Here is an 18,134-nt window from a genome sequence, read left to right on the forward strand (position 1 = left end):
AGATAGGTGATGTGTCCGCCTTGTTCATTTAGATGTTGATGCGGGCGGGGTGAAATAGGGTTCGTACCGATAGCCGCTCTCGCAAAGGAAAAAATAATTTGGAAGCAGGCCATCGTCAATTTCAACGATCCCGTGCCTTGGTACATTAACCCCTAAAAGTTTTGGCCCTGCGTCAAGGCCACACTGTGCCCAAAACTCCTTTGCGGACAATTCAGTTGTTGTTTGGGCGATAACTTCGTATCGATGCGCTTCAGGGGGCAGTTCCTTTTTCAGCGTTAGGCAAAGATCTTCAAACATGAACCAGTCATCGCCACTTTTGAAATCAAAAACACGGACCTTATGCGGAAAGATCCGTTTTGGACACCAGTCGGGGGCCTTTATCACAGGATCCCTTTTTTTGAACATCCGAGCCCGTTTGCTGCCGATGCAGTACCGTTCAAATTCATGGAGCATAACGCCGTATTTTTTTTGCGGAAGGCCGGAGTGGCGATAATTGGCCTCGCAGGAAGAACAGCTCGGTTCTCTGATTCTAATTTCAGCCATCGGTACCCTCCTCATCCATGAGCAGGGAGGTTATGACTTCGATGCGGACAAAGCATGCCGCAGCATATCCTTCCTGATAAGCGTACCAGACGGTATCGTTCCATTCTTCCGTATCGTATCGCGCCGTATCCAGCGTTTCTTTTTCCTCCTCAATCAGTCGGGCCAGTTCCGCTTGGGCCCCTTGAAATGAAAAATAGCTTCCGGCAGGAGTAGGCTCCTGAAAACATCCCTGATCGGCATCGGCGCTGGTTGTAACTACGGTGTAAATCTCTCTGGGTTTAGGCACTTTTATCCCGCCTTTCTTCTACGGCATCGGCAAGAGGACTGATACGCCACTCTTCCGGATGCCGCTGCTTATCTTTGATTTTGTTCAACAGCTTCTCATTGGCGCATACCGCAAGCTGTTTCCAGCGGTACTGCGGGCAGCATTCCGTGCCCTGAAAAACCAACCGTTCCAAAGCATACATGGCAACTCCTTTCCACCAAAATCACCGCCCGTTTATCAACTCCCGCAGCTCCTTTATCAAACTGTCAAGGTTGCGGTCGTACTGGGGCAGAAATGGTTTTTCTAAATCGTAATTTGAATAGAGGTAGTACAAAATCGGGAATAGAGCCTGACTCAGCCGGCTGCTGCTGAGCTGACGCAGGCAACGTCCGATATCCCGGGCAAAATCGTACTCCTGCTTTACAAATTCTTTATCTTCCCGCTTAAAGTTCTGATACATCCAGTCGTTGACCAGGACCCGGCCATCGGCAAAATGGTGCGGCGCCTCGGTGCAGAGCAGATATTCAAAATCCCTGCCTTTTGTTCCGGGGCTCACAGTAAACGGATAAAGCCTGCACACGCGCGGCCGGGCTTCATACACGCTACACCCGCCATCCTTTAGAAAAATGCAGGCGTCTTCCGAACCGGCGACCTGCAGCACGAAGATCGGATATCCCTCCGCCAGCGGAACAGGCGTTGCATATCGGTCGAGCACGTCGTCCATGCCAGTGACATCATCCCCGCGCTTTTTCAAAAATTTTGCCAGCCGGAAAGCATCCAGGCTTTCCAGCATGACCTTTTGTTCCAAGTGGCGGCAGCACGCGCCGCATCTTTGGCAGTGGAACGTAACCCAGTCCTTTGTGCGGACGGGTCGGACCTGATATCCTTCAAAATTCATCTTAATCCCTCTTTTGCTTCCGATTCCGAGTCAGGCTTTCTTTCTACATTTTTCAGCAAAGCTTCATAACGCTTTCCGTTATCACAGCAGATTACCACAACGCCACGGGATTTTACGGTCTTTATCACAGTCCCACACACATTGCGAAACCCGGGGTGAAGCACTTTTTCCGTGAGGCGAACCCTATCACCCGTACTAAAAATTATCATGACATTCACTCCCTTTTAAGTTTTGCGATAAAAGGCCATGACAAGCATATCTCCTGCCATGGCCTTCCAACTCGTAGAGCTCCAGGTCCTTTCGGCACCTGTTTTACCGACTCACTTTAAGGTCTCTACGCGGCCGTTTCCAAAGCGAGCGGATTCATACCCGCCAACGGAAAAGGGCCCAGCGTCAGAGTGTAGTGGGTATGCAGCGTCTCAAAGCTGATTTGCTTTATCGTTTGTTCATGGACAGCTACTACCCTGGACGTATGGATCACCTGACCACCCGAGAACACGACGGCCCCTCTGCCTACTGTGATCGGATACAACAGCGTTCCGGTCAGATGGACATTCTTTTTTTCTTCCTTCATTCGTTACAGCCTCCAATTCAATTGTTGTTTTAAGGCATCCACCTCAATGTCAAGGATCTCTATCTTGCTTTTCATTTCAAATTGTGCGTCTTCGTGCCTAAATAGACAGTATCTTTAACACCATCTCCAGTTTATTCACAGCATAGCTCCAGTAAGGCACTATGAGCATTTTCCAGCAGCTCACGCACCTGCTTGATGGTAGTCTTTTGGCTGCGCGCAATGTCCCGCACGCCGTAGCCATTGGACTTCATTCGCACAGCATCCATCTGTTGAAGGGAAACACGTTTGGCAAGGTCGTGCAGAAGCAGTTCGGTTTCAAATTGCTGCATCAGCGTATCCGGGGCAGAGATTGTCTGTTCCAGCGGCAGATCGCCACCGTACAGGCTGACATGAATGCTCACGATCTCCGCATTGCGCTTTTGGCAGTTCTGCGTTTTGTAGTAGTTCATCAGATCACATCTCATGCAACTCCAAGCAATGGTTGTAAAGGAAAATGACTTAAGATTGTCCTCGGCAAAATATCTTCTTACAGCCCGTAGATACCCAAAAACGACCACGTCGTAATACTCATCTTCTGGAAGATGGTTTTCATTGAGAAAAGAATAGATCAGGTTGTGATGTTTCGTTGCAAACTTCCTTTGTTCCGAAGTTAATGGCACTTCTTTTAACATTTTGATTCCTCCTAAAAAAATAGGACACCCCGGCCTGAACCGGAGTGTCCTGATGAACATGGTATACGGCGAAAGGGCCGTATCAAAAACAGTTAGGCCGGAAGATCTTCCCGGTCGCCGTCAATCTGCTGTGCAATGCTGAAATGATCGTCCGTTTCCTGGGCTGGCTGGTCATAGCCGCTGTAGTCACAACCATCGTCAAACTGGTCTTCGGTGGCGGCAGCACGCTGCTGCAAAGCCAGCTTGACCTGTTCCCTGAAGCTGTCCGCATAAGCTTTGATTTGCGCCAGTTGCTCGCCGGTGAAATCGTAAAGCTTGCGGAAAGTGGCGACGCTGTAATCGTTGCTGCCGTTGTTTGCCCGTTTGAGACCGATCTGAATCACACTCCCGCAGGTCCCGCGGTGGCGCGACACAAAAGCAGCATTGAAAAATTCACGAAACGGCTTGATACTAGTGGGCGGGAGCGTTACCTGCAGCGGCATATACTCACCGTCACGGAGAAAATACAATATCCGCATGTTCTTGCAGGCTTTTCCACCCTTACCGTCCGGAGCAGTGCCAAAGCGATTGAGGGAACAGGATACGCAGGTGCCGCCAGGCTCACCAATTCCCAGCTTGCCATCTACGGAAGAGCACAGAGGGGCGGTATTCTCATCAAATTCGCTGCCTTCCGGCCAATAAGCGCAGGAGGCATGATTGTAGAGGATAACTCCTTCCAGGGCCTTCGTGTAGTCCGGATTCTCCGGATCGTCTCCCGGAATTTCAAACTGCAGGGCACCGCCGGCCGGAATTTTTACACGCTGAAAGCTGAGCTGGAGACCATCCATATCCTCGGCCAACTCCTCGTTCGAGAATTCCCCCTTGATCATCGCGGGAAGGACGAAACGGTCCGTTTCCATCATGGCGTTTTCATTCTGGTTACTCATAGCAATTCCTCCTAATAATTTAGTAAAATGGCCGATCTATCAGGCGGCCACTTGATTGATTCTGTTCCACTGCTGATGGGGCATGGTCAGAATGTTGTACCCGATTCCTTCCAGATCGGTTGCTCGGTCATAATCATCGATATCTTGGCTGTGTCGTGTTACCGCATTGGAAAGGCCATAAAGGGTTAGGTCATTCCCTTCGATGAGGTACTGCAACACGCCTTCGCTCTCATGATCGGAGATGCCGAATTCACGGCTTGCAAGCTTTACCACACCGGGCACATCCGCAGTATTGAGCCGCGCACCTGTCGCTTCCCGCATCTGATTCACAACGGTAGCAAACTTTGCTTCCTCAACAACGGCCTTTACCGTATCCTGAATTTTCAGGAAAAAAGCCCGGTCGTCGGCCTCCAGCGTCTTATCCGAGTAGAGCAGGAAATTTTCATCGTTGGAGTTGACCCTTCCCACATGGTTGCGGCGGGTCTGAGCGTCGTTTATTACCATTCCATTGCTGCAGATCAGACGAAACACCAGAGGCTGTATGCAGACCGCGCCGAGACCAGTCTCGCTGTTACTGATAATCATCCCGGCTTGCACAATGTCGCCTGGGGTGACCTCCGCTTCCAGCCGTGTGTTGACCACTTTAATGTACATCCTGCTCTCTGTAATCTGGCAGGACTCAAACCGAGCGTCCTGCATTTCTCCGATGATGGGCAGGATCGCCTCCGCTATTTCCAGATTGTCAAGCCGGCGATAGCGATTGCTGAGAAATGCCCGGGCGGATCCGTCCAGTGTTCGAAGCATCCGAGTGGAGGGTTCGCGTTGGAACCAGGCGTTGACATTCTGGGACAACAACTCCGGGTAGGATTCCAGCATCCTGTCATAATATTTGGCTGGAATGCTCAAATGCGTTCCTATCTGCCGATGGGCAGTCTGCTTGATATCCAGCGGTTCAATTCGGTCAATGCCATCATCGCCGACGACCCGCATCAGAAGCTGGTCGCCGCAGGGCTCGAAGGAAAGATTTTTGGTATTCACAATGTAATCTTCCTTCGCTTTGCTCTGGCGCATAATCTCTGCTGCCATCTGTTCAATGTTCAGGCCACTTTTCATTCGGGTTTTCTACTCCTTTCTTTCGTACATTTGACACTTCCTTACCATGACACCTCGATTCCGGATGCAGTGACGGAAGCTGCCAGCCCTTCTTTTTCAAAAACCTGTACCAGCCGGGGCCAATAGACTTTGGCCGGAAAACTTTTGAAAGATTCCTGCGAGACTTCCTGATCGTCCTCCCGGACGCAGATTTCGCCGTCTTCTTTCAGCGTCAGGCTGCTGTGTCCCCGGGAGTGCAGGTCTGCGATCAGGTCCTCCAGAACCTGGCGTCCCTGGACTTCATACCAGATCTGCGGATCAACCGGTTGCTGGTTGGGAGGCAGTTCAGCCCCGTCCACCGTACCGCTCTGTAGTTCTGAAAGCGGTACGATTTTCACCATGGTGCAACTGATATGCGCCTGCTGGTCGAGCTTGACTTCCGCGTAGTTGAAGTCTGGAATCCCAAAGACACGGATTCTACCGGTACCGCCATGCGTTGCCAGCTTTTCAGGATCTTTTTCACACCATTCCCATTTTGCGTCAGGATAAGCCGCCCGCAGATAAGCGGAAATGCGGTGATTGACATGTCGCAGAAGAATCAGGTTTATCGGATCGTTGATCTCAGGGATCTGATAAGTGTTTCCTATAATTCCTTGTTCCAGTCTCTTCTGCTTTTGCTTTCGGCGGAGCTTGTAGCGTTTTGCCTTCTTCAGATAGGGCAGGAGCAAAATACCCACTACCCAGAGTCCCCATAAGGAAATGACCCCAAGAAGAAGCCAGACCTGCCACAAACCGCGAACCAAAGCCAGAATCGCAATGACCGCGCCCAGAAGAATGGAAATACTGCCCCAAAGGGCTTTGTATTGCTTCATTTGTTTTACCGTCCTTTCTTTGAAGTTTTGCCTGAAAACAAAAAAAGAGGAACTGCACCATGTCTTCAGTGTTCTTTCTGAAAAACATGATACAGTTCCTCTTCGGGAGAGCCGGATCGCAGAATCAATCCGGCAGGGCTTCCCTGTCCCCGTCAATTTTGCCAACGTGCGGTAGGCTATCGGTGGGAGAGGGTGAAGCCACGGGGTCATCTTCGAAATTTTGTGCCGTTGAAACGGGTTTGCCAACCGGCACATAACCCCAGTTGTCCAAAGTGAGTTTCAGGCGCTTGTCCTTGGTGGTACCGTCCTTTTTGACGTAGGTTTCCAGTATTAGAGAGCCGGAAGCCCAAATCAGGCTGCCTTTTTTCACTCTTTGCCTGAGGAGATGCATGGCATCCCCGGCCCATGCCCACACCTGATAATATTGCGGGTGCCTTGTTTCACCATAGCCGATATTTTCGGCCAGATCAAACCGGACATAGGCGGTCTTGTTTGTGCTTTCCTGAAGCTCCAGGTCCGCCGTCACACGACCGATTACAAATAGCTGAGACATAACGCTCCTTTCTGCCAGATCGGCCTTGATATCTATATAAAAAAGTACCAGCAATCAACCGGACGCCAAAGGGCGCGGTTATACTACTGGCACTCATACAAACTTAACAGCGTGTGCAATGCGAACTTCTGTCGCCATACAAACCATAAGGTTTGCAATCCCAAAAGGGAAACGCACAAGAATCAATTACAAATATAGTATACAACTATATATTGCGATTGTCAAGCCGTTAAATAACAATATATAGTATCAGGTCCTTGAACAATGCAACGATTTCCCTCTATTCATAAAACGGAAATAGTCGTCCGTCACATAAAAAACAAATTCTTCCGCGTTGGGCAGCTTGTACCGAAAGGTCAGGCCGTAGAGATTGCCTGTTCCGTCAACACCCAGAGGGCCGAGCCAGCAATGCGGTGAATTTTCATTGCGGTACCAGAGGCGGATGCCGAGGTATTCTTCTTCTGTCACATATTTCTTTGCTATGATTTGGCGCACCGTTTCTTCGGAATAAAGCGGGTGTGTCAGAAAATGACGATACAGGTCGTCCGGCAAACTCAGGGCTTGCTGATAGCGCAGCGGATTGGGCGTTTTGTGCCACCATTGGGTGATCTCTTCCAGGTTCCGAAGACGGGGTCGGGCAGGGTCGGCCCGGAATTTCCGGATGAAGGCCAGCACCTCGTTTGGATCAGGCGGCACCGGTACGGGGATTTCCGTTACGCTGCCCTGAAAATATGAGAAGGCAAGCTGTGCCCTTGTGCGGTCTTCCAACAGCAGCGACGAGCGGGATAAGGGGGAAAGTATAAAATGATCCATGACAAAGTGCTGATCTTCCTTGAGGTATTGGACAATTTTGTATTGTTCGACGGTATGCGGCTTATACATAAAATTCCTCCTTCCTGTGTCCTCTGCTACGTAAACAGGGGATGGTGGCCTTTTATTCTGCAAAACATAAAACTTATTTCTCAGCTTTTTCTTTTGCCACAGAAAAGTCGTCAGAATCCTTTTCCGGATATCTCCCTATTTCCTCATATCCAAGGAAGGAATCTGTGGACAGAACCGTGTCAAAATATTCGCTTCCCAGATAGGATGGAACATTTTTTTTGAAGAAAAAGCGATACTGATACCCGATTTTGATTTTGGCTTGCTTTGCCAGCAATAAAGTATTCACGATCCCTTGGTCATCCATGACTTTGATTCGGCGGCATTTCCGCAAGGGCAGTGTAGTAATGGCAACACAGGTTCCCACCACCGTTTCATAGTCCTGACGGAAAATCGTCCGGTAAAGGAGAATGCTTCGCACCAAACTAAGTCCAAAGACCAGACTGCTTAGCATTAGCAAAACACCGTCGTCGGTAACAAGATAATAAGCAACACCAACGCCAAGGCAGCCCATTCCCACAGCTAAAGTGTATAGCCACTTGTGAACCAAGACCGGAGGAAAGTTTTTCATAGAGTCAAATCCTTTCAAAAAAGATAATCTGCTTGCGAAGATACAGATTGGCAACCGCCAGCGTTACCGGTTCTTTGCTGCGGCTGACCTGCATCAGGCTCCCAATATTGTCGCTGGTGGTGTCATCGTCATCATAAAGCGCGGCGAGTATCTTTTTTTCAGTGGACAGGTCCTGTACGCCTTGCTCTACACACTTAATGAGCTCTGCGGTAGAGAGCATTGCCTGTTTTGAAAGGCGCATGATCCGTTCCTCTTCGGCGTTTCTGCTGTCCTTTTGCAGTAGCTGCCTTGTGGAGGAAAACGAAATCCCATCCCAAAACGTCAGCTTCAGAAAAAATAACAGTCGGAGCCCAAAGCGTCCGGTGGCGGGGACAATGTAAAGATTGTTCAGGAGATCATACAGGGCTTCAAATCCAGTATTGCCCGAACCGGAGACAATCAAGCCACGAACCAACAGACGATCTATACACTCCGGGCAGGAGCGATTTTCAGAAAATCCGGTTTTTAAAAGGGATTTTTCATAAAACCGTTCAATTTCCTCTCGTTTCAGAATCCGCCAGTTTAGCGAAGCCCATATGACCATCTCCTGAATGTCCACGGAATATTCTTTTTTATGGATGATAATAACCGGGTGGGAAAGTTTATGGCCATCGGAACGTTTCTCAAAACGACCGACGGCAGTATAAAGCATTGTGTCCATGGAAAAACCTCCTTTTCTATCCTTTATGGTCGTTACTGACTTCTTTTCCAAAATTCCCGATCCAGTGCCGTGAGAAAGGACGGATTGTCGCGCAACTTCTGGGCGGCGCGCGAAATCCATGCGCCGACATGGGAAGGCTTTACACCATAATGACAGGCAATCTCTGAAACGCTCAAACCTTGGACTTTCAATTGCAGTGCTTCGATGCCCAATCGGGCAACACCCTTGTATACTCTTTTCAAAGGCTCCAATAGGGAAATGACCTCAAGATAGGAGAACGTTGCATCGAAATCATTTTCTTGGGTAGCCAGCTTTTGTCCATCCAACAGAAGCCAGCCCTGTTCGCAGGTAAGAAAGAGCATCCGCTTTTGCTTTTTGCACATAGTACGACAATAGGAGATCAGACCGTTTCGGATAACAGTTTTGGCGTAAGTCTTAAACTTGGCGACGGATGCGTCATAAGAGACTGCAGCCCGGCAAAGCCAGATACAGCCCTCCTGATACAGATCATCGTATGAAAAGCCATAGATGGTTTCGTTTACCTTAATATAATGGAAGATAACCCAGCCAACAACGGATAGATGGTCTTCAACCAGAATCCGCTGGGAGGGAGTAAGCGGAACGTCTTTTTTCATGGTGGATACCTCGTTTTGTAATAAGCAAAGTGTGAACTCATGATTCAACCCTTCTGATTGGATTCGTTCAGGCGGCCGGCCGCTGTGACCGCGCTGCCTCTGAACATACGGCAATCACCTGATCGCACATAAACTCTGAAAATTTTGCAATATGGGTCTGTTGGCTGTTCAGCCCCAGCTTTGCTTGCAGCCAGACATACGCCTGCCGCTTTTCCATTCGGCTGCTTTTCCACAGAGATTCAAGCGCTTTGTGCGCCAAAATTCTTTTATGGCGAAGATCACCATTTGCCAGCGTTCCCATCGGACTGAGGTCCTTCCTGTGAGTGCCGACATAAGCGTCACATTGAGGCCATCGGGAGCAGACATATAAATAAGATTCCTTTGACTTTGTCTCCTTGCCATATACCACACTGGCCGGGCGAAGCACCGCCTGAGCTCCGCAATAAGGACATTTTATTTGAATTCGTTTCAAAATTATCACCTCCAATACAAGCCGATTACAGTTCGTTTGCGTATTAGCAGCAATCGTCACGATCGTTTGCAGCGATACAGCACTGCATGCTTTCATTGCAGAGTTGCCAAAGCGGACATTTTTCTGTGCTTGCCGTATACCATTCCAGGTATAGGGAAAAGGCATCTTCAAAAACCTGCCGGCTCAAGGAACCGTGACACTCCTCCGGTTCAATCTTCTGCCCGGTTATTTCCTGAAATGCACCTACAGGCACGATGAGAGGCTTTCCCTCCGCATCGGCGGCCAGGAAAAAGCCAGGACAGGGCTGCTGCCGATAAGGACAGTTGGAGCAATTGATGAACAAAGCGTTTCTCCAATTGCCTCGAACCGCCTGCAGAAAGGGATACCATTTACATTTGCTTTGACACAAGGATCTCACCTCCATTACCGCACATTTAAAAACCTAAAAACAGAAACAGAGGGGCGACTGATTTTTTCGTATCAGCCGCCCCAAAGGTTTAATTGCCAAACAAATCCGTAATTGCCTTGGTGATCTTGGGAATAATGGTGTCGTTAAAGAGCATCGTCATAGCACCCAGAAGCAGCGCACCCAAAACAACTGCAATAATAACCTTGACTCCGTCTGAGATGTAAAAATCTCCGCGCTGATTGCAAAGCGCCAGTTTGGCCTTACTGGAAAGGTTTTTGATCATCTGTTTCATGAAATTATCCTCCTAATCGATATTTTAAATGCCTGCTTGAAGCGGATAGTGATAAAAGGGGTTACGCTCGATGGATCGGTCGCAGAAACTTATTTTTATTGCTCAGAGGACATTCCGGATATGCGGCCGGCTTACTCTGTTGGTATTCAAAGGTCACGAAGGGAAGGCGGCGAAATCTGCGCCGCCCCTGCCTGCGCCTATGTTTCGGCTTTTTCATAGGGCTCTCCTTATCGTTGGGGTTAGACAAAAAGAATGGCCCCGCCTGGCGATACCGGCAAGAGCCATTTCACGACGTTCCAGATCGGGGCTGAACTAAGAAAATCCGGTCGGATACAAGGTAGTCACCATCCTTTTTCAAAAGCTTATATAAAAACGCCGGTCCGGCGTTATCCAAAAAAAGCACCCATGGAGCCGATGACCTCGGTACTCAAAACCACGGCGTAAATGATGATGATGCAAAAAAGCATCATCATGGAGTACTTCTGGATCTGCTTTGGGCGTTTGGCGGCTTCTTTTTTCAGGTTGGATTGTTGGATTTGCCGCATGTCGAAGCAAACCATTTTGAAGTACATATGCTGGTCGTCACCGCGCAGGGTGCCGATCAATCCTCTTACCACATCAGAAAGCAGTGTGCTGCCCACTCTGGCCTCCAGATGGAGCAGCGCATTTTCGTAATTTCCGGTTCGCATGTCGGCGATGGTCTGATCCAGCTCATAGCCCAGTTCCTTTCCAGCGATGCGGCGGTAAGATGTCAGAATCTTCAGTACGTCGCGGTCATTCTCCAGGTTCTGCGCAATGGTCAGCGCAAGCCGTGGAATCTCCGCCTCCAGTATCTTTTTGCGTTTTTTCACATAATCAAAAGCCGCGTAATAAGTGGAGAACCACAGCGTCACCGCCAGCCCGATTACAACCATGGCAAAGAGGGGCTGGATGAAAAACAGTGGTACGGAACAAAGGGCGGTCAGTACAGCGGTCACATAGGCTTTGAGAACATAAACCTCAGGGCTCAGATTCACACCGGCAATATTTAGGACCGATTGCAGCTTGGCCCTTTTGAGGCGGTCCAGCTTTATAAACGGCTCGAAGTAAGACGCAATGCGGGTGATATAGACCTCCAGCAACTTCTCGTTTTTCACCCCGTGTTGCTTGCGGGTCATAAGCATCGCCTTGGAGGTCTTTCCGGTGGGAACGTCCACAAAGGCGCAGCTCAGGTTATAAGCCGCCACGCCAAAGAAGGTGCAGGCCAGAATAACAAGCATGATCATTTTTCGTCACCCCCTATACTCAATTGGCTTCGAAAGCTTCATGATCCTTGTGATGGCGAAGAGGATAATGCCAGCACAAAGTGCCAGGGCAATCTTACCCGGCGTGGAGAACATGAGCGCGTGAAACCAATCTTTGTTCAAAAAATACAATAGCGGTATATTGGCCACCACCAGGAACATCATGGTAATGGCTTCCCGGCGCGGGCCATCCATCATGGCCTCCAGCTCTGACTGCACCACCCGAATGTCGGAAAATTTCTGAATGGTTACAGGCAGCGTATTTTTCATGGTGCGGTCGGACTGGCACTGGATAAGTGTGTTACACCATTCGTGGAAAACCTGGTTGGGCACCTTCATTTTCAGAGAATTGATTGCTGAAATAAGGCTTGCGTTAATCATTTCAGCTTCATAGACGAAGCTTTCAAAACTCGCTTTGACTGGCGGGTTAATAAACGGCAGGTTTTCTTTGATTGAGCGTACAAGATCATCCGTCCGAAGATAAGAGGTCGTGACAATGGAGATGGCTGTTTCCAACTCCTCGTTGAGGTGCTTTTTGTAGACGTTTGCAGTGGATCGAATATACCAAACAGGCACCAAAGCAAACCCAATTCCCATGACGGGAACCATGTAGACATTGTCCAGAAGGAGGGCCAGCACGGCGCCTGCTGCAAACAGAATCAGCGAGGATTTTTTGATCAGATCAAACTTGCTTTCCCGGCCTGTCGACTTTAGGAGCTGCTTGACCTCATAGGATTCCCGGTTAAAAAATCCTTTGGCCGGCGCACCGGTCAGGACTTTCAGTTCATCGCTCAGCGTAACGGATTTGCGTCTCGACAACGCCGCAAGGACATCGTTTAAACGGATACCAAACAGGGCAAAAAGCCCCAAGGAAATCAATGCAAAGCAAATCAGATAGACCCATTGCATATCAATCACCTTCCTTTATGAACGCAGCCAGTTCCTTTGCGGAGATGCCGTTATCCAATAATCGCTTTTTTAGCGTGTCGGAGATATTCCGCACTTTCTGGTGTCTCCCGACTACCTCTACGACCTCCCGCTCTTCAAAAGAGTCCTGCAGTTCTGTGATTCCAAACGAGGCTGCCTCTTCTAAACGATAGGAGGGTATCGAACGGGTATGTACAGTGGTCTTAATTCGATTATCCTCCACGTTGTAGCGATAGAGGGTGCGATACTTCAGCTGGCCACCTGCGAAATCCTCCCCTTCGATGATCTCAGTGATTTTTCTGGAGCAATCCTCCATCTGTCTGGTAAATACGATGACTGGATAGGCTTCTACCATGATTTGCATCAGAGTTTCATCATCGATGGCGTTGCGTATTTTCGCCAGAGTCATCATACGGCGATAAGTAGCCGAGGCACTGTTACTGTGAATGGTGGTAACCACCGTATGTCCGGTTCTGCTTGCTTCTGCGGCAGCCAACGCCTCCTTGGCGGAACGCATTTCGCCCACACCGATGACATCCGGATGCTTGCGCAGGATACGTTCCAGAAGAAAACTCTGGTCGATGTCCATACTTGGGTTTTCATGGGGACGGGTCAGCAGATGGACAACGCTGTTGATGATCTCGCCGTCCTTGTTCCGTTTGACCAGGTTAAACTCCCGGCTGCCCTCTTCAACCGTAATAAGCCTGCGATTGTTTGGCACTTTGGACAACAACCACGCCATGATAGTGGTTTTTCCAGACCCGGTGGACCCTGCGATACATATCGACACGCCATACCGAATACAGGCGGTCAGAAAATCCAGCATCTCATCGGTGGCGCTGCCGGAATTCAGCAGCTTTTCCCGACTGACGGTCTGTTGATTTACGATACGGATGCTGGCATCGATGCCTACTTCCGGGTCCACAATAGGTGTTTTATCCACTGAGATGCGGATGTTTTTATCAAGGAATCCGATGATGGAGGGCATGGTATCGTCGATGACCATCCCGCAGGCAGAAAGCATACGGCGAGTCACATCGATAGCCTGCTGGGGTGAAGTGAATTTGTCCGGGATCTTCATACTGCGGCCGCCGCTGAAAATGACCTCGATGTCGTTGTAAGCGTTGATGTTTACCTCTTCCACATCGGGCTTATAAATCCATTTTTTGAGGAAGGAGTAGCCGGCCATGTCTTCAAACAGCTTGTCACAAAGCTCGGTGGTGGTCAGCCCCTCCAGGGCATACCGGCGTTTGGTCAGATACTGCTCAATAAATTCCTTCAGCAAGGCCACCGCCTGGCCGGAATTGTCATCACCTGCCAACTCGGAAGCATGGTTGGCCGTACAGTATTGCTGCACATCCTCCAGAATCTGCTCGTAGGTAACCCCCTCGTCGCTGGCAGCGGTGAAGAAGATATCACTCAGTTTGTTCATCACACACTACCTCCATGACCTTACTGAGCGACGTCAAATACTTGGAACTGCAATAGTCAATGGCTTTGAACATTCCCCCGCAGGTAGCGCAGCGATCAATTTCCTTACTGTAAGGAAGCAGACCGTCGAAGCCACCGATCAGATGATCCATTTCTTCTATGGCATGAAACGGCCGTGCAACGCCGGCAAAGGTCATATGACTGTCAAACCGGAACCGGGCGTCCTGTAAAAGCGGCTGGTGCGCTTTCAGATAATGAACGCCGCGCAGATCCGGTGTCAGGATGCGGATAACATGGTCGGCCACCTCGATCGCCGCCGGGGTAAACAGGTTTGTCATACTGGAACTGCAGTCCAGTATGACAAAATCCACCAGCTTTGCCGCAGCATAGATTAGTTGCTTGGCCTTTTCGTACTGTAGCTCCGGGTAGGTTAATGGGTTTTCACCGGTGGCGTAGCCCATAAGCCCGATAAAGGGATAGGCTTTCAGTACTGTCACATGGCTTGCCACCAGTGCGGTGTCAATATCAAGAGAAGAAAGCACCTGGCCCACCGAAGAGCTGGTTTCAATGATCTCTTCGGGAAGCCAGACCGGCAGCATGGGAACACTGGAGTCGGCGTTTATGATGATTGCTTTTTGTTTGGAACGTGTAAGAGCTTTCGCCAGAATGCAGCAGAATACCGATTTGCCACTGCCGGAATTGCCCCATACTGCGATAATTTTGGACATAAGGTCATACCTCCTTGTGTTTGTATAAAAAATCAGGGAGGATACCCGGAATGGGCATCCTCCCTGTAACAAAGGGTTTATTCGAAGAAAAACTCCACGGAATAGGTGATGTTTGATTTGTTATACATGCAGTCGTGCGGGGTGTAATAATAAAATTGGAGCTTAGTATAAATCCCAGGATTCAGCGAGCCGTACATGTACACGCCATTGTGACTGTAGACGCGGCCAGTGTTACCATCCGTAGCGGCATATGACGAACCGATGGAAGCGTTGAACGACACATTCGTTAGGCGTTCCCATTGCCCGGTCAACTGGTTGTAACCCCTGACTTCACCATAATCGTAATTTGCGGTGTGCCCGGAAACAGCCGGGACGTTGAATGTCCATGACGTGATTGTCGCACCCTCTATGCCATTCTCAGTAATAACCGATTCAGGACCGGTCAGCATCATACCACCTCCATGCGAAGCGTCGGCCACGAAGAACACGATAGCTGCCCACGGGGATTCTGCTCCCGTGCTGTCCACAGCCTTAACCCTAACCGTGTTTTTTCCGAGTGGATAGGCGGTGCTGGTCTCCGCCGGCCTTCCTTCCCAGACATAATGGATCGCATCGCCGTCCGGATCGGTGCTGGAAGCGGTAATGGTGACCGCAGTACCCGGCGCTACACTGTTGCCGCTTGGCGTTCGCGTAATGACCGGAGTTGTTGGTGTGGAATTGGCTACGGTAAAGGTTACGGACGTCCAATCCGAAACACCGCCGTAAGCGTCCTTTGCCCGAACCTGAACCGTGTGCGTACCAAGGGCGTAGTAATCATCGCCCGCTTTGTCTTGATATTCATAGGTGATGGGATCGCTGTCCGGGTCAGTGCAGTTCATCATAAGTGTGACCAGGTATTTCCCATTGCTCTGCTGAGCACGGTTCACATTGGCCGTAGCGGTCGGTTTGGATGGAGCGGTATTGGTCAGGATGATTGTCTGCGTATGAGAAAACGACCTGCCAAGCTCATCTGTGATTGTGGCGGTAAGCTGGTAGCTGCCGGGGACGTCCACATGAACTGTACCGCCGGTGTTGGTCAGCGTACCCTTAAAATAGTCGGATACGGAAACGCTTTGTCCGTCCTTGACAGCAGTCCAAGTAATGGCCTTTCCGCCGAGACTGGCACCGCTGCCAGGTGCAACTTCAAAGTTTCGCCCGGCGTGAATGGTACTGGGTATAGTGAAATCGCAGTTGTAGAGCGGATAAACGCTGATCATTTCGCTGGCGCTGAACACTCTGCCCAGTGCGTCAAACATATTGGCGGTTAGGCGGTACTCGCCTGCAGATGTGAAACGGATCTTGCCGCCCTGTGCGTTAAGGGAGCCGCTTACCGCCTGATCCAAGGGTATAATCTCGCCGTTCTTCATCAGAGTCCATTCAATCGGCAGGACACCGTTGTTCCCTCTGGTTCGCACGTCGATCTGCGTATCGGTATAGCCGATAGCAGGAAGTTCAAAGGTCAGGGAGAGGACCGGCAGCACTTCTACCTTTCCGCTGTTAAATAGGAATACTCGCCCGGTTGCGTCGGTCGCACGTGCCTGCAAATCATAAACACCGGCACGTATAAACCGAATAGAGCCGCCGTTGTTATCCAGCTTGCCGTCGATGTAGGTATCCCAATCCTGAAAACCGTAAGTATTGTCCACATACCACACCGCCGTCAGTCCGTCCATATCGGTCAGGGTAGTATTGACCGATAGCACATCGTCCGTATGGACAGCTCCCGAAAGGTCAAATGCAATCTTTGGAACCGGATATACCTTGATCGTTTTGCTGTCCGAGAAGGTGCGGCCCGCCTTGTCCGTTACGGCGGCGGTGACAGTATATTCTCCCATTTCGGTGAAGCTGATCGCGCCGCCCAAATTGGTCAGGGTATTGTCGGGAGTCGCTGGGATGCCGTTTTTGCTCATGCTCCAAACAACGGGCAAAGAACCGGCATTGTCGAGTTTCACGGAAGCCGTCGCCGTCTGGTCGGTATGCGTCTCTTTCGTCAGTTCCATGGAAACGGTGATCACCGGATAGACCGTGACCGGCGCGGTGTAGGTAAAGCTGCGGCCGGTGCTGTCGGTTACTGTGGCGGTCAGTTCATAATCCCCGACTGATTTGAAGCGGATCACGCCGCCGCTGTCGCTCAGTGTGCCGTCAAAGCCGTCAGCCAGCGAAAGCGCCGTTCCGTCTTTTGTCAGGCCCCATATCGCGGTCAGCCCGTCCGTATCCTTGAATGAGGTTTTTACCTCAACCTCCGTATCGGTGTGGGTCATAGACGGTAGATAGAAGCCTGTCTCGGCCACGGGATAGATTACCGTACCGGCCTCATAGCCGTATTCACGGCCGGTTTCGTCCACAAGCGTGGCTTTCAGGACATAACTGCCTTTCTCCCTGAATCGGATAGAACCGCCTTCGTTGGTCAGCGTTCCTTCCAGCACGTCGGAAAGCGGTACGCTCTCTCCGTCATGAAGGACTGTCCACTCGGCTTTCATATCCTGTAAATCGGAGGATTGCACGGAAACCGGAACCGTCTCGTCGGTATGCGCAGTTACGGGAAGCGTAAAGGAAAAACCGGCAACGGGATAGACCTTCGATTCCGTTTGCGCGGTAAATGTCCTGCCAGATTTGTCCGTCGCCGCGGCAGTAATGGTGTAATCGCCCGGCTCCTTAAAGCGGATGCTGCCGCCCAGGTTATCCAGCTTGCCCTCGGTGCAGTCGGACAAAACAGTTTTCGTTCCATCCTTTGCCGCGCTCCAAGCGATTTGCAGATCGCCCAGCTCTTTGGTTTCTGCGGAAAGGAGCGCGGGGGTATCTGTGTGGGCGGTTTCGGGCGCTTGCAGGCTGATTTCAACAACCGGAAGCACCTCAACTTCCGCCTTTCCTGCAAATTGCCGGCTGGTTTCGTCGTAAGCTGTGGCTTTCAATGTGTATTTGCCCTTGTCCTTGATTTGGATGGAGCCACCCGCGTTGGTTAGCGTCCCCGTCACGGCATCCGACCACTTCATCTCGTTCCCATCCTTGTAAACGTGCCAGTTCAACTGCTGTGTGACATTATAGGAAAGGGTGGTGCTGACGGTGAATATCTGGTCCGTGTGGGCATATGGCTCCGTAGTTACGGTGATGCCAAACACGGGATAGATCGTAATTTTCTTCGTGAAGGTGTAGGTACTGCCTCCATAATTCTTTGCGGTGACGGTCAGCGTGTAGCTGCCCTGCTTGGTGATCGTGATTTTACCGCCGTCTTTGTCAAGGGTGCCTTTTAGAAAATCACTTTGCTTCGCGTCGCTCCCATCCTCGGAAACTGCCCATTCCAATGATTTCACATTTTGCAAAGTCGTTTTTACTTGAAATTCACTGTCGGCATAACTGTATTCCGGGATGATAAT

21 protein-coding genes are annotated in these 18,134 nt (G+C 50.3%); all 21 read right to left on the reverse strand.

Annotation, left to right across the window (positions count from 1 at the left end):
* Positions 1-24: 24 nt before the first annotated feature.
* The 21 genes from VA597_RS04520 to VA597_RS04620 all read right to left on the reverse strand — a co-directional run bounded on the left by VA597_RS04520 (position 25) and on the right by VA597_RS04620 (position 18,071).
* Entirely contained in the window at positions 25-543 is a 519-nt protein-coding gene (locus VA597_RS04520) for a hypothetical protein (protein ID WP_326975326.1), read from the reverse strand.
* Entirely contained in the window at positions 536-829 is a 294-nt protein-coding gene (locus tag VA597_RS04525; RefSeq protein WP_326975327.1) for a hypothetical protein, read from the reverse strand. The genes VA597_RS04520 and VA597_RS04525 overlap by 8 nt, the downstream gene beginning before the upstream one ends.
* Positions 822-1,001, reverse strand: coding sequence for a hypothetical protein (locus VA597_RS04530; RefSeq protein WP_326975328.1), 180 nt, complete (start codon positions 999-1,001; stop codon positions 822-824). Before VA597_RS04530 ends, VA597_RS04525 begins: the two co-directional genes overlap by 8 nt.
* Before the next feature lie 30 nt (positions 1,002-1,031).
* A complete protein-coding gene (locus VA597_RS04535) occupies positions 1,032-1,706 on the reverse strand; it encodes a YkgJ family cysteine cluster protein (protein WP_326975329.1) in 675 nt (224 codons plus the stop codon).
* Positions 1,707-2,040: 334 nt separating this feature from the next.
* Positions 2,041-2,280: a hypothetical protein gene (locus VA597_RS04540; protein ID WP_326975330.1), complete on the reverse strand. Its 240-nt coding sequence runs from the start codon at positions 2,278-2,280 to the stop codon at positions 2,041-2,043.
* A gap of 131 nt (positions 2,281-2,411) precedes the next feature.
* Positions 2,412-2,951 (reverse strand): sigma-70 family RNA polymerase sigma factor, encoded by a 540-nt coding sequence (locus tag VA597_RS04545; RefSeq protein ID WP_326975331.1) that lies wholly within the window; start codon positions 2,949-2,951, stop codon positions 2,412-2,414.
* Between the two features lie 92 nt (positions 2,952-3,043).
* On the reverse strand, positions 3,044-3,877 hold the full coding sequence (locus tag VA597_RS04550) for a hypothetical protein (protein ID WP_326975332.1): 834 nt from the start codon (positions 3,875-3,877) through the stop codon (positions 3,044-3,046).
* A 39-nt stretch (positions 3,878-3,916) separates the two neighbouring features.
* Entirely contained in the window at positions 3,917-4,990 is a 1,074-nt protein-coding gene (locus VA597_RS04555; protein ID WP_326975333.1) for a DUF932 domain-containing protein, read from the reverse strand.
* A 41-nt stretch (positions 4,991-5,031) separates the two neighbouring features.
* Complete coding sequence (locus tag VA597_RS04560; RefSeq protein WP_326975334.1) at positions 5,032-5,841, reverse strand: hypothetical protein; 810 nt, start codon at positions 5,839-5,841, stop codon at positions 5,032-5,034.
* Positions 5,842-5,965: 124 nt separating this feature from the next.
* The gene (locus VA597_RS04565; RefSeq protein WP_326975335.1) at positions 5,966-6,394 is read right to left on the reverse strand and encodes a single-stranded DNA-binding protein; all 429 of its coding nucleotides are present in this window, start codon (positions 6,392-6,394) and stop codon (positions 5,966-5,968) included.
* Between the two features lie 249 nt (positions 6,395-6,643).
* Entirely contained in the window at positions 6,644-7,276 is a 633-nt protein-coding gene (locus VA597_RS04570; protein WP_326975336.1) for a hypothetical protein, read from the reverse strand.
* Between the two features lie 73 nt (positions 7,277-7,349).
* Positions 7,350-7,862, reverse strand: a complete 513-nt coding sequence (locus VA597_RS04575) for a hypothetical protein (RefSeq protein WP_326975337.1) — start codon at positions 7,860-7,862, stop codon at positions 7,350-7,352.
* Entirely contained in the window at positions 7,849-8,664 is an 816-nt protein-coding gene (locus tag VA597_RS04580; protein ID WP_326975338.1) for a hypothetical protein, read from the reverse strand. The genes VA597_RS04575 and VA597_RS04580 overlap by 14 nt, the downstream gene beginning before the upstream one ends.
* Complete coding sequence (locus tag VA597_RS04585; RefSeq protein ID WP_326975339.1) at positions 8,577-9,179, reverse strand: sigma-70 family RNA polymerase sigma factor; 603 nt, start codon at positions 9,177-9,179, stop codon at positions 8,577-8,579. Before VA597_RS04585 ends, VA597_RS04580 begins: the two co-directional genes overlap by 88 nt.
* Positions 9,180-9,246: 67 nt before the next feature.
* The gene (locus VA597_RS04590) at positions 9,247-9,747 is read right to left on the reverse strand and encodes a zinc-finger-containing protein (protein ID WP_326975340.1); all 501 of its coding nucleotides are present in this window, start codon (positions 9,745-9,747) and stop codon (positions 9,247-9,249) included.
* 401 nt (positions 9,748-10,148) lie between these two features.
* Positions 10,149-10,352 carry a DUF6133 family protein gene (locus VA597_RS04595; protein ID WP_326975341.1) on the reverse strand — a complete coding sequence of 68 codons (204 nt, stop codon included), beginning with the start codon at positions 10,350-10,352 and terminating at the stop codon, positions 10,149-10,151.
* Between the two features lie 386 nt (positions 10,353-10,738).
* On the reverse strand, positions 10,739-11,617 hold the full coding sequence (locus VA597_RS04600; protein WP_326975342.1) for a hypothetical protein: 879 nt from the start codon (positions 11,615-11,617) through the stop codon (positions 10,739-10,741).
* 6 nt (positions 11,618-11,623) lie between these two features.
* Positions 11,624-12,544 (reverse strand): type II secretion system F family protein, encoded by a 921-nt coding sequence (locus VA597_RS04605; protein ID WP_326975343.1) that lies wholly within the window; start codon positions 12,542-12,544, stop codon positions 11,624-11,626.
* A gap of 1 nt (position 12,545) precedes the next feature.
* The gene (locus VA597_RS04610) at positions 12,546-13,994 is read right to left on the reverse strand and encodes an ATPase, T2SS/T4P/T4SS family (protein WP_326975344.1); all 1,449 of its coding nucleotides are present in this window, start codon (positions 13,992-13,994) and stop codon (positions 12,546-12,548) included.
* On the reverse strand, positions 13,978-14,721 hold the full coding sequence (locus VA597_RS04615; RefSeq protein ID WP_326975345.1) for a hypothetical protein: 744 nt from the start codon (positions 14,719-14,721) through the stop codon (positions 13,978-13,980). Before VA597_RS04615 ends, VA597_RS04610 begins: the two co-directional genes overlap by 17 nt.
* Before the next feature lie 77 nt (positions 14,722-14,798).
* Positions 14,799-18,071 carry an S-layer homology domain-containing protein gene (locus VA597_RS04620; RefSeq protein ID WP_326975346.1) on the reverse strand — a complete coding sequence of 1,091 codons (3,273 nt, stop codon included), beginning with the start codon at positions 18,069-18,071 and terminating at the stop codon, positions 14,799-14,801.
* Positions 18,072-18,134: the final 63 nt, after the last annotated feature.

This window comes from Caproicibacter sp. BJN0012 (genome assembly GCF_035986805.1).
Lineage (GTDB): Bacteria > Bacillota > Clostridia > Oscillospirales > Acutalibacteraceae > Caproicibacter.

What these genes read in the sequence shown, in the direction of transcription:
- VA597_RS04565 (WP_326975335.1), bottom strand. Translation starts at nt 6,394, where the DNA reads ATGTCTCAGCTATTTGTAATCGGTCGTGTGACGGCGGACCTGGAGCTT.
- VA597_RS04615 (WP_326975345.1), bottom strand. Translation starts at nt 14,721, where the DNA reads ATGTCCAAAATTATCGCAGTATGGGGCAATTCCGGCAGTGGCAAATCG.
- VA597_RS04560 (WP_326975334.1), bottom strand. Translation starts at nt 5,841, where the DNA reads ATGAAGCAATACAAAGCCCTTTGGGGCAGTATTTCCATTCTTCTGGGC.
- VA597_RS04545 (WP_326975331.1), bottom strand. Translation starts at nt 2,951, where the DNA reads ATGTTAAAAGAAGTGCCATTAACTTCGGAACAAAGGAAGTTTGCAACG.
- VA597_RS04610 (WP_326975344.1), bottom strand. Translation starts at nt 13,994, where the DNA reads ATGAACAAACTGAGTGATATCTTCTTCACCGCTGCCAGCGACGAGGGG.
- VA597_RS04580 (WP_326975338.1), bottom strand. Translation starts at nt 8,664, where the DNA reads ATGGATTTCGCGCGCCGCCCAGAAGTTGCGCGACAATCCGTCCTTTCT.
- VA597_RS04550 (WP_326975332.1), bottom strand. Translation starts at nt 3,877, where the DNA reads ATGAGTAACCAGAATGAAAACGCCATGATGGAAACGGACCGTTTCGTC.
- VA597_RS04595 (WP_326975341.1), bottom strand. Translation starts at nt 10,352, where the DNA reads ATGAAACAGATGATCAAAAACCTTTCCAGTAAGGCCAAACTGGCGCTT.
- VA597_RS04590 (WP_326975340.1), bottom strand. Translation starts at nt 9,747, where the DNA reads ATGAAAGCATGCAGTGCTGTATCGCTGCAAACGATCGTGACGATTGCT.
- VA597_RS04605 (WP_326975343.1), bottom strand. Translation starts at nt 12,544, where the DNA reads ATGCAATGGGTCTATCTGATTTGCTTTGCATTGATTTCCTTGGGGCTT.
- VA597_RS04555 (WP_326975333.1), bottom strand. Translation starts at nt 4,990, where the DNA reads ATGAAAAGTGGCCTGAACATTGAACAGATGGCAGCAGAGATTATGCGC.
- VA597_RS04600 (WP_326975342.1), bottom strand. Translation starts at nt 11,617, where the DNA reads ATGATCATGCTTGTTATTCTGGCCTGCACCTTCTTTGGCGTGGCGGCT.
- VA597_RS04585 (WP_326975339.1), bottom strand. Translation starts at nt 9,179, where the DNA reads ATGAAAAAAGACGTTCCGCTTACTCCCTCCCAGCGGATTCTGGTTGAA.
- VA597_RS04520 (WP_326975326.1), bottom strand. Translation starts at nt 543, where the DNA reads ATGGCTGAAATTAGAATCAGAGAACCGAGCTGTTCTTCCTGCGAGGCC.
- VA597_RS04535 (WP_326975329.1), bottom strand. Translation starts at nt 1,706, where the DNA reads ATGAATTTTGAAGGATATCAGGTCCGACCCGTCCGCACAAAGGACTGG.
- VA597_RS04570 (WP_326975336.1), bottom strand. Translation starts at nt 7,276, where the DNA reads ATGTATAAGCCGCATACCGTCGAACAATACAAAATTGTCCAATACCTC.
- VA597_RS04540 (WP_326975330.1), bottom strand. Translation starts at nt 2,280, where the DNA reads ATGAAGGAAGAAAAAAAGAATGTCCATCTGACCGGAACGCTGTTGTAT.